Here is an 11,612-nt window from a genome sequence, read left to right on the forward strand (position 1 = left end):
TTAACGTCAAGTTATGAGCTTTAATCAATTTAAAAAGGAAATTTAATTATGGCGGATTTACACCAGAAGCAAATTATTGATAAACTTCATAATATTACTTTCAAAGATGGTACCTTTTTAAGTAGAATTATATCTAATGTAGTAATTAAAGGTAATAATATTGGTTTTTCAATAGATATATCTGCTAAAGATAGATTAGAAGCAGAAGAAGTAAAAACTAAAGCAATTAACAAGCTTAATGAAATTCCAAATATTGGTAAAATAACAATTATTTTTACTAGTAGTAAGCTTTCAGAGAAAAAAACTCAGAAACTAAAGTTTTTCGTAGAAAATGTTAAAAAAATTATCTTAGTTGCATCAGGTAAAGGTGGAGTTGGTAAGTCTACTATATCAGCACTTATAGCTCAACAATTACATGCTGAAAATTACCGAGTAGGAGTAGTAGATGCAGATATTTACGGTCCATCAATTCCACAAATATTTGGCATTAATGAAGTGCCACAAACAAAGGATGGACGGATAATACCAGTACTAACCCCCAATATTCAAATTATGTCCATAGGTTTTTTTGTTAAAGATTACTCGGCAATTATTTGGCGTGGTCCTATGGCTAGCAAAACTATTTACCAATTATTATCTGTTACTAAATGGGATAATCTAGATTATTTAATTATTGACATGCCACCTGGCACTGGTGATATTCATTTAAGCATGCTCGAGAATTATCATTTAGACGGCGTAATAATCATAACAACACCACAAAAAATGTCAGCAATAGATGCAGTGCGCTCCATCAATTTATATCAAAAACTACAGCTACCTATCTTAGGAATAATTGAAAATATGAGTCATATAGTTGATCAATCTTCTAAAGAAATTTTAAATATATTTGAAGGTAATAGCGGCTGCTATCTATCACAAAAGTATAATATACCTTTAATCGCTCAGATTCCAATTATGCCACAAATAGCTAATGCTTGTGATAAATCACTGCCTCTTACTGCATTATTTAAATTACCTTTAAAGGAATATTTACCATGAGAATAGATTTCTTACAAATGACTGATAATAAAGAGGAATTTGAAGAAGACACTTCACTGCAAACTGAAGTAAACAAAAAAATATGTAAAGATTCAAGTACTGGGTCAGTATCACAACTACCTTTAGACACACCTTATGTAAGAAATCCAATATGGGTATTTGCTGATGATAGAGCAGGCAATACAAACCAAGCTACTGCTCTTGCAGAAAAATTAGGCAAAGAATACACACTAATTAAGATTCAATATAACTGCTTAGCTAAATTACCTAATCTTTTACTAAAATATTATCCTATTCATATAAAAAGTAATCTATTTCAAGGTATTATAGAAAAACCACTACCCGATATAATAATTACTGCTGGACGAAGAACTGCAGTAGTTGCATTTTATTTAAAAAAAAAATTCAAGAATAAACTTAGGTTAATACAGATAATGCAGCCTAATCTTCCTTATAACGTTTTTGATTTTGTTATCTTACCTTATCATGACTTAGTAAATTCAAGTTTGTTGCATAGCTCAATCAAAAGTAAGGTATATCATACTAACTGCAACAGAAATCTAGTAAAAATATTAGGGAAATATCTGGATCCCCGTTTTTATAAGGATGACATCGAATATAAAAACATAATCCGAATAAATGGAGCACTCAACAACGTAACTGCCAAATTTAAATCATCTAGTTTAGAACTACAAAAACATTATCATGAGCCTAAACAATTTATCGCTGTAATAATCGGAGGCAATAATAAAAAATTTAATTTTAATAAAGAAGAAATACTTTTATTTTCTTCATTACTAAACAAAATATACATAAATCAAAAAATACCTTTTTTCATTAGCTTTAGTAGACGAACTCCAAAAGTAATAAAATTAGTTATTACAAATAATATGCCTACTTCTACAATTATTTATAATCCAGATGAAAATCAAGGATATAATCCTTATATTGGCATGCTTGCTAAAGCAAAATATATAATATCTACAGCTGACTCAATTTCAATGTGCAGTGAAGCAACTTCAAGTGGTAAACCTCTTTATATATTTTGTCCATCAAATTTTCATTCCTTAAAACATAAAATCTTTATAAAACAACTGGTAGATCAGAAAATAGCAAGAATCTTTGATCAATCTGTTACTTTATTGGAAGAATATAGTTATACACCATTAAATGAAATTGAAAGAGTAGCAAAAATTATTAGACCTCTGATAAATAATTAACATAGTAATCGCCTTTAAATTAAAGCAGAAATAATGAATCAAACACAGAACACCTATAAACTGTTTTAGTCCATATACCTGCTTGCGTTAATGCTTATAATAAAAAAACAATATTTTTAACTCTTTCTTACTCAACTTTAATCTGTTATTACTGGTATTTTCAAAAATAGAATTTTGTAGTAGTTATTAAGTAATGTATAATAACATTTGCTAAAGTACTAATGATTTAATATATCCTAAAATTAGCACAGATAAAAATTTTTGATGCCTGGTAAGCAACGTAGTGCTATAACATCTTGGGTTACAATAATTCTGTTAGCTTGATCCTCATGAAAATTATCTATCAGTAAAATACTCACAGCAATGCTCTCTAAAAATATCTTTAATAAGTATTCTATTAGTGTCAGTTATTGATTCAAGAAAGTCTTTTTCTAATATTTTATCTCTTTGTATAACTCTTCTAGTTGTAGTAATAGTCATAGCATTATAGTATTCCCACGATCTGCATTTCAGTTTTATCTATAAGTTACAATATATTAGCTTTTATTTCAGCACCATTTTTAAGACAATCAAATAAGAAAACCTTTGTTGTATCTAAAGGTACTATTAGCTTGCTCTATCTCTTTTAGTAATTATAGCTAATTGCTGATTAGTTTATAATTTTTTAATTACTTCAAGATCATAAGATTTAAATTGACTAATTGCTATCTTAGTAGATATATTTTTCATGTTTAATTAATGGCAATTATTATGATATAATCCATGAAGTTTTTAAAAGAATATTTTATCCAAATGAGTATATATGCTGATTACAATATGATATAATATATGATGAAAAACTTGCTGATAAAATATAAAAGAATCAAAAACTATGTTCCTGAGTTTAAGACACTACTAAACACACTTATTGATAGAAATTAAGCTTCATATAACCACTTATTCATTACATTAGAAAGTATACAAAGATTTTATAACACCTTGCAATATTTGTACTTCCGGAGAAGAAAGATTATTTATGCGCATGAATATATTTGTAATATTTTGCTGCATAGCAGATTTTTTCTCAGAAGCTTTAAAGAATCCTGTTTGATCAAGTTTGCTGAATAAATTTGTTAGAAAATATCCTATCTCTTCTTTTGTAGCTAATTTCTGAATGTTATGAATATCTTCTCTTGGATATGAATTACGAAATAATTCATAGCATATTATAATCACAGCCTGTGCAATGTTTAATGAGCTAAATTTAGTTGTATTAATAGTAATTATTTTATTAGCAAGTGTGATTTCTTCATTACTCAGTCCATTATTTTCTCGCCCAAACATTATCCCTACTTTTGCAGAATTTGGATAATCTAAAGGTAAATTTTGTGAAAATACATAATCTTTATTCATAGCACGCTTAACGCAAGTAGTAGCATATAAATATTCAAGATCTTTAACACTATCTTCTAAGCTATTATAAATTTTTGCACTATCTATAATATTAACTGCACTAACCGCATTATTGCGTGCTTGCTCATTAGGCCATCCATCTCTTGGAGCTACTATTCTAAGCTCATTTATGCCAAAATTTTTCATTGCCCTTGCAGTAGCACCGATATTTTCGCCCATTTGCGGCGCAACTAAAATTATTACTGGAGTTAAATTAGTCATCTAAATTCTCATAACAATACAGGTATAAGCAATTGCAACAGCATCAGCTTCATCATAATTAGTGACAAGAGAAGTACCAGGCAATAAAAGCTTGATCATATGCAAAATCTGATCTTTTTCAGCATGTCCGTATCCTGTAACGGTTTTTTTGACCGTATTAGGTTTGAACTCCTGTAAATCTAAACCATATCTACCAACAAGTGACATTATTGCACCTCTTGCATAACCAAGCTTTAAAGAAGTAATGCTATTCATATTAATAAATGTTTCTTCAATTGCTACCATATCAGGTTTATATTCTAATATCACTTTTTCTAAACTACTATTAATAAAAGCAAGCCTGTTGTGATCTAGGTCTTTACTATTTGTTTTAATTGTACCGCTAGCCAAATATTTTAATTTCGTTATTCCCTTTGCCACTACTGCCCATCCAAGATTAGTAAGTGCCGGATCTATACCAAGCACTATCGATCTATACTGAGCACTATCATAAACTATTGTCATATCTTCATATATTGGTAAAAATCAGGATTATTTTCCCACAACTCACGCACTTTGATAAATAAAAATAAATGAACAGGGAAACTAAAAAATTTTTCCATTTGCATACGAGCTTTAGCACCTATCTCTTTAATTTTAGAACCATTTTTACCAAGTATAATAGTTTTATAGCTTTCTTTTGATACTACTATAACTTGATTAATTTTTATGGATTTATCTTTAAGCTCCTGCCACCTTTCAGTTTGCACAGTTAATTTATACGGAAGCTCTTGCTGCAAATTTAAAAATAACTGTTCTCTTGTAATTTCTGCTGCAATAAAGCGCATTGGTAAGTCTGTTATACTGTCTTCTTCATAAAGCCAAGGAGAAATTTTTGCTTTGCTTGTTATATATTTAAGCAACTCATCAATATTTTTGCCTGATAATGCAGAGATAGAGAAAATTAAACTATCAGGATAATGAAGCTTTAAAAAAGTAGTAATATCATTTAGATGTTTTGATTCAATATCTATTTTATTCAACAAAAATACTGGTATAATCTTAAGAGAGTGAAGTTTATCTAAAATATTGTGTGTTATACCATCTAACGGTTTCAAACTATCGATAATTAACATAATAATATCTGTATTATGTAAACTTGACCAAGCACATCTTATCATTGCTTTCTCTAAACTACCTTTTGGTTTAAATATACCAGGCGTATCATACAAAATTATCTGTGTACTTTCGAGAGTAATAATACCAGTAATTATTGATCTAGTGGTTTGAACTTTTGGAGTCACTATTGAAAGCCTCTCACCGATTATTCTGTTTAATAAAGTTGATTTACCACTATTTGGACGTCCAATTATACAAACTGAAACTGTTTTTTGAATTTGCGTGGTCATAAAATTGACATAACATGTCCTAATTTTTCTAATTCTTGTATTAACACTTATCTAAACCTATGAAGATCAGAATTTATTGGTGCTAGTTCTATGGCTTTGTTAAAATTTATAAGTGTCAGGCATATTGTTTTGAAGCATATCAAACTCCAGCGTTATTATAATACGAATAAAAACATTCAGAATTCAACTCAATAAATTCATTAATAGCTTCAAGAGCTAAAATCATATCTACATGAATTACACAATTTATCGCATTTATTATAATAATTAAAAGGCTAATTTTTGCTATAAGTTTTAAATTAGAAGGTAAAAAATTGTAAGTATTTTATCAATGATACTCTTTTATTTTATTATATTTTTATAATAGTTTAAGCCTATGCATTAAAGTTCTTGCAGCGTTTTTCTCTGCTTCTTTTATAGAATAACCGATACCAATTTGTTCATAGTTTTTAACTTTTACAAGAACTGTAAAAATTGATGAATGAGCTACTCCTTCTCTTTTAATAAGCTGATATATAGGTAAATGATGATCTCTACTTTGTACCCATTCTTGTAAAGCAGTTTTAGGATCATAATCTGTTAGGTCTTTAACATTTATAAACTCTGCCCATAATCTTTGAATGATAGCATGCGTTGTTTCAATACTACTATCAAGATAGATAGCTGCAATTAATGCTTCCGTAGCATTTTCTATAATATTAGGATTATCACGCCCGCCTGCTACCTCTTCACCATAAGTCATGATTATATAATCTTTTAAAACTAGCTTAGCACCAACTGCACAAATGGTCTCCTTACAAACCAAATATGATCTAATTTTAGCTAAATTTCCTTCATTATAATTTGCAAAATTATTAAATAAAATTTCTGTAATTATTAAATTTAATACAGCATCACCTAGAAATTCTAATCGTTCATAATCTTTATCAACTTTATATTCATGATGCTGCCTTAAAGAAGGGTGACTTAACGCTTCTATTAAAAGTTCTTTATTTTTAAAACTATAACCAAGCAATTTTTCTAATGCGTTAAATGATATCATTACTCATCCATATTATAAAGACTTTGAAAAATTCTATCAAATCTAATAGATTTAACCCAAGGTTTTAATTTTAATATTAAATTAATAATACCTATATCATTATCCCACCAAGTCATTTTTGTTGAAAACCAAATAAATTGCGCTTTGGCAATAAAATTCTCAAATGGTACAAATCCAAGATCTACTCTACTATCATTCGATTGATCTCTATTATCTCCTAAAAAGAAATATTTTCCTTCAGGGACATAAAAAACATCTGTATTACCATATCTATCATTAGATATAGTTCCAATAGCTGGAGCAATTTTATAAGAAAAATATGTTCTACCGTTTGGTAATGTTTCTTTAAATTTCAAATATTGTTTTCCTTGTTCACTAATATAAGTACCTACTTCTAAGCGTTCTATTTTTTGATCGTTAATATATATCACATCATCAATTAATTGAATTTTATCCCCAGGTAATCCTATCAGACGTTTGATATATCTAACACTCATATTATTAGGTGGACGAAAAATTATAATATCACCACGCTCTGGTTCACGTGCAAATATACGCCCTTTAAAGAGGTGAATAAAATCAAAAAAAGATAAAGAATAATTACTATAACCATAGCTATATTTAGTAGAAAAAACATAATCATTTTCGAGTATAGTTGCCTTCATAGAGCCGGTAGGAACAGTAAATGGTTCCATAATAAGTATTCTAATAAGCAAAGCAATAAATATTATAATTGCAAAAGATTTCCACTCTTGCGCAGCGGTTTTAGTATTGTTTGATTTTGTACCTACTTGCATGATTTTTTCAAAAATTATTTATTCTTTCTTCAATTTCTTTTCTAAAATGTTTTATTAAGCCTTGAATTGGCCAAGCAGCAGCATCACCTAGAGCACAAATAGTATGCCCTTCTATTTCTTTTGTAACCTCGAGCAACTCATCTATTTCAGATTTTTTAGCATCACCTTTAACTAGCCTTGTCATAATTCGCCACATCCATCCTGTTCCTTCGCGACAAGGAGTACATTGCCCACATGATTCATGCATATAAAATTTACTAAGACGTGCTATAGCATAAATAATATCAGTAGATTTATCCATAACTATAATACCACCAGTACCTAAACTAGAACCGGCAGCTTTTAGACTATCAAAATCCATGTTAACCTTCTCACATAAAGATTTAGGCAGCAATGGAACAGAAGAGCCACCTGGAATTATGGCTTTAAGATTTTCCCATCCTCCTCGAATACCACCAGCATATTTCTCAATCAATTCTTTTAATGAAATACCCATCTCCTCTTCAACATTACATGGCTTATTAACATGACCTGATATACAGAAAATCTTAGTACCAGTATTATTTGGCCTACCTAAGGAAGCAAACCAGCTAGCACCACGTCTTAAAATAGTTGGTACTACTGCAATAGATTCCACATTATTTATAGTGGTTGGACAACCATATAAACCAAAACCTGCTGGAAAAGGTGGTTTTAAGCGAGGCATACCTTTTTTACCCTCTAAACTTTCAAGTAGTGCTGTTTCTTCTCCACAAATATAAGCACCTGCACCTCTATGCAAATAGATATAACAATCAAAACCTGACCCACAAGCATTTTTTCCTATCAACCCATCTTTATATGCTTCATTCAAAGCTTTTTGAATATTAAAAGCTTCATTATAAAATTCACCCCTAATATAAATGTAACAATTATGTGCTCCTATAGCAAAACTCGCAAGTAAACTGCCTTCTATTAATTTATGTGGCTCAAACCTTAATATATCTCGATCCTTGCAAGTACCAGGTTCAGATTCATCTGCATTAACTACTAAATAACAAGGTTTTTCTGAGTTTTGAGGCATAAAAGACCACTTCATACCGGTAGAAAAACCAGCTCCACCTCGTCCTCTAAGTCCTGATTTTTTTACCTCTTCAATAATCCAGTCTCTACCTTTATCAATCAAAGCTTTAGTATTAGCCCAATCACCGCGTTTTTTGCTAGATTTTAAATCATGGGCTTGCATACCATATAAATTAATAAAAATTTGATCTTCTTTTTTTAGCATAAATTACTCTTACAAATTACAAGAGGTTATTTTTTATTGTTGAATTTTTTATTAGCAAATAACGTAAGTATAGGAGCAGAAATAAAAATTGAGGAATAAGTACCAGCTATTATTCCAAAAAATACAAGTACGCTAAAACTACGAATTGCTTCACCACCAAAAAGAACAAGTGCTAAATTAGCAAGTAAAGTAGTAACTACTGTTAAAGTTGTTCTTGATAAAGTCTCATTAATACTTAAATTAATAATCTGCGTAATATCTTTTCTATAATATTTACGTACATTTTCCCTAATTCTATCATATATCACCACCGAATCATTCACAGAATAACCAATAATAGTTAAAACCGCTGCTATAGTACTTAAATTAAAATCAAGACTTGTCATACTCATAAAACCAAGGCTTAATATAACATCATGTACCAAAGCAATAAGTATACCAAGACCAAAATACCATTCAAAACGCACCCAAATATAAACCATAATTGCTATAAAAGAAAATAGCATCGCCATAGCACCTGCCTCAATTAGCTGCCTACCAACCTGAGGACCAACAAAATCTACTTTACGATATTCAAAATTATATGGAAAATTATTCTGCAGTGCTGCTTTAATTAATTCAATATTTTTCATTAAATTGTCTTCGCCACTACTACTGAATCTAACAGATAAATCATGCTCGCTACCAAAATTTTGTAAAATTATTTCACCAATTCCAAGATCTCCAAGAACTTGACGCATTTTTGGCAAATCAGGTGTCTGATCAAGCCTTACTTCAATAACGACACCTCCAGCAAAATCAATACCAAAGTTAAATTTGTATATTCCAATCCAGATAAAGCTAATAAGTGATAAAATAAGTGATAAAGTATAGCTTACTTTTTTAAAGTTCATAAAATCAAAACTGACTTTATTAGGTAAAAGTCTTAAAGGATAAAATTGCATTACTAATATTTTATTGAATAAGAATTATATGTATTATATAGTAAATTTAAAAAGGTTAAATGATTTTTTATGTCAGAGGTAGTAGTAAAAGAACAATTAGAACAATATATAAGTAAAATAGAAAGATTAGAACAAGAAAAAGCTGATTTATCTGAAGAAATAAAAGATATTTTCCAAGATGCGTCTTCACACGGGTTTGATATTAAAGCTATGAAATCTATATTAAAGTTAAAAAAACTCGATAAAGATAAGCTTGCAGAACAAGATGCTATGCTTGAGCTCTACAGACAAACTTTAGGAATTTAAGCTTTTGTCGATTAGTGCAAAAAAGCTGTAAGTCTTAACGAAGTACATCAGTGAAGATACTATAATTAGGTACGTTAATGAATTGCTACACTCTTTTATATCGTCATTGTACAGCTTATACAACTCAAAGTCATTCAAATGAAAGCATGAGCCAGGCGAAACATAAAAAACTATATCCCTACCATAAAAAAAATTTGCAGTTCTTAATACTACATAAAATGTTTTCACTCTGGATTACTCTTTCGTGAGGATGATATATAAACAGACATCTTATTACAGTATAAACCCTGCCTATGCAGCACTACGATTACAACTCTAGCAAAAAATTGCTATGCTTTTGTTGTTTTGCTCTTAAGATTTTTAGAAATAGGTACATATCTCTCCTTAATTCTAGCTGACTTACCGCTCCTATCTCTTAAATAATAAAGTTTAGCACGACGAACCACACCATATTTTATTACATTAATAGCATGTACTATAGGAGAATACAAAGGGAAGCGTCTCTCTACACCTTCACCATGGCTAATTTTACGTACTAAGAAAGAAGAAGAAATGCCACAATTTCGTTTAGCAATAACTACCCCTTCATAAGCTTGAAATCTTTCAGTTAATTTCTCTTTTCCGTCTTTTTCAATTGATCTATCAATGATCTTAACAGTAACTTTAACGGTATCACCAGCTTTAAAACTAGGAATTGTTTTATTTTTTGTAAGCTTTAAAATATTTTCCTGTTCAAAACTGTCAATAATATTCATTAGTTTAACTCCTTATAGCTATAACTCTTTCAATAATTCCGGACGGCGCAACTTAGTAATCATAATAGACTGGTTGCGCTTCCATTCCCTAATTAACTTATGATTACCTGACAATAAAACGCTCGGTACTTTTCTTCCTCGCCAAATTTCAGGTCTTGTATATAAAGCACACTCAAGACCTCCCTTAAATTCTCCATTTTCTTCAAAAGATTCAGAAAATATGGTATTTTGATTCATTAAAACACCAGGCAGTAGCCTAATTAAGCAATCAAGAATGGTAAGAGCAGGTATTTCCCCGCCGGATAAAATGTAATCACCAACACTAACCTCTGTTATATTATACTCTTCAATTACACGCTCGTCAATCCCTTCATAACGTCCACATAAGAATATAATATTTGTATTCTGTAATATCTCTTTAGCAAAGCTTTGTGTAAAGACTCTACCACGAGGTGAAAGGTAATAAATTTTACTATTAGGTTTTAAAGATAGAGCATAATCAATACTACTTCCCAGAACATCAGGACGCATTATGAGCCCGTTACCTCCTCCATAAGCTTCATCGTCAACATTTTTGTGCTTAGTTAAACCAAAATCCCGAATATTAATAACATTATAAGACCAAATATTTTTATGTAATGCTTGCCCTGCCAAAGAATGCTCAAGTGGGCCTGGAAACATTTTAGGAAAAACAGTGAGAATTGTAGCATGTAATATAGGCATTTGTTACCAAGTTTAGCTTATTTTGCTAATCTACATAATAAAAATTCATTTTTATAGCAATAGATTTATTTAATTAATATAAAAATGTAACTGTCTTTTTTACCTAACTCAATATTCTTTATCTTTATTTTCTAGCTGCTGCTGTTTTACCATTCTCAAAATCTTTAGCTTTCCTTTGATTATCCTTAATAAATTTGATCACTTCAATATTTTTGCAAGTTACTCTGCTTACTAGATTGCTCATACTGATCTTTTATTTTATCTAAGCATTTCTAATCATTTTTACTTAACTTCACTACCGCTTTTTTCCTTTTTATTCTATTTCTAATGCTATCTTATGACTTTTCTCTTTTAAAGCAAATTTGCTTATAGCATTTACTTTGGACTGTTTGTTCATAGCATCACTATAATGATTTATCTTATCATTTTTAATTTTCTTTATTGCACTTTAACTTTATCCTTTTATTAAAATCTGC

General features: G+C 29.8%; 13 protein-coding genes. 3 read left to right on the forward strand and 10 right to left on the reverse strand.

Annotated features, from left to right (window positions below):
• Positions 1-48 precede the first annotated feature (48 nt).
• Complete coding sequence (locus AC27F4_RS01915) at positions 49-1,041, forward strand: Mrp/NBP35 family ATP-binding protein (protein WP_487061541.1); 993 nt, start codon at positions 49-51, stop codon at positions 1,039-1,041.
• Positions 1,042-1,058: 17 nt separating this feature from the next.
• Entirely contained in the window at positions 1,059-2,261 is a 1,203-nt protein-coding gene (locus AC27F4_RS01920; RefSeq protein ID WP_487061543.1) for an ELM1/GtrOC1 family putative glycosyltransferase, read from the forward strand.
• A gap of 336 nt (positions 2,262-2,597) precedes the next feature.
• Here AC27F4_RS01920 and AC27F4_RS01925 read toward each other — a convergent pair whose 3' ends face one another.
• The 8 genes from AC27F4_RS01925 to secF form a co-directional block, all read right to left on the reverse strand.
• Positions 2,598-2,741 (reverse strand): hypothetical protein, encoded by a 144-nt coding sequence (locus AC27F4_RS01925; RefSeq protein ID WP_487061545.1) that lies wholly within the window; start codon positions 2,739-2,741, stop codon positions 2,598-2,600.
• Positions 2,742-3,209: 468 nt separating this feature from the next.
• Positions 3,210-3,914, reverse strand: coding sequence for an RNA methyltransferase (locus tag AC27F4_RS01930; RefSeq protein WP_487061547.1), 705 nt, complete (start codon positions 3,912-3,914; stop codon positions 3,210-3,212).
• On the reverse strand, positions 3,915-4,418 hold the full coding sequence (gene ruvC, locus AC27F4_RS01935; protein ID WP_487061549.1) for a crossover junction endodeoxyribonuclease RuvC: 504 nt from the start codon (positions 4,416-4,418) through the stop codon (positions 3,915-3,917). It lies immediately after the preceding gene.
• Positions 4,415-5,302: a GTPase Era gene (gene era, locus AC27F4_RS01940; RefSeq protein ID WP_487061551.1), complete on the reverse strand. Its 888-nt coding sequence runs from the start codon at positions 5,300-5,302 to the stop codon at positions 4,415-4,417. Before era ends, ruvC begins: the two co-directional genes overlap by 4 nt.
• A gap of 358 nt (positions 5,303-5,660) precedes the next feature.
• A complete protein-coding gene (gene rnc, locus AC27F4_RS01945; protein WP_487061553.1) occupies positions 5,661-6,344 on the reverse strand; it encodes a ribonuclease III in 684 nt (227 codons plus the stop codon).
• Positions 6,344-7,141, reverse strand: coding sequence for a signal peptidase I (gene lepB, locus AC27F4_RS01950; protein WP_487061555.1), 798 nt, complete (start codon positions 7,139-7,141; stop codon positions 6,344-6,346). The genes rnc and lepB overlap by 1 nt, the downstream gene beginning before the upstream one ends.
• Before the next feature lie 7 nt (positions 7,142-7,148).
• Positions 7,149-8,408 (reverse strand): NADH-quinone oxidoreductase subunit NuoF, encoded by a 1,260-nt coding sequence (gene nuoF, locus AC27F4_RS01955; protein WP_487061557.1) that lies wholly within the window; start codon positions 8,406-8,408, stop codon positions 7,149-7,151.
• A gap of 26 nt (positions 8,409-8,434) precedes the next feature.
• Positions 8,435-9,352, reverse strand: a complete 918-nt coding sequence (gene secF / locus AC27F4_RS01960; protein WP_487061559.1) for a protein translocase subunit SecF — start codon at positions 9,350-9,352, stop codon at positions 8,435-8,437.
• A 69-nt stretch (positions 9,353-9,421) separates the two neighbouring features.
• Between secF and AC27F4_RS01965 the strand changes: the two genes are divergently transcribed.
• A complete protein-coding gene (locus AC27F4_RS01965; protein WP_487061561.1) occupies positions 9,422-9,658 on the forward strand; it encodes a DUF2312 domain-containing protein in 237 nt (78 codons plus the stop codon).
• Positions 9,659-9,987: 329 nt separating this feature from the next.
• Here the strand turns inward: AC27F4_RS01965 and rplS are convergent, their stop codons facing one another.
• Positions 9,988-10,413, reverse strand: a complete 426-nt coding sequence (rplS, locus tag AC27F4_RS01970) for a 50S ribosomal protein L19 (protein ID WP_487061563.1) — start codon at positions 10,411-10,413, stop codon at positions 9,988-9,990.
• An 18-nt stretch (positions 10,414-10,431) separates the two neighbouring features.
• Entirely contained in the window at positions 10,432-11,136 is a 705-nt protein-coding gene (trmD, locus tag AC27F4_RS01975) for a tRNA (guanosine(37)-N1)-methyltransferase TrmD (RefSeq protein WP_487061565.1), read from the reverse strand.
• Positions 11,137-11,612: the final 476 nt, after the last annotated feature.

This window comes from Candidatus Rickettsia mendelii (genome assembly GCF_057543435.1).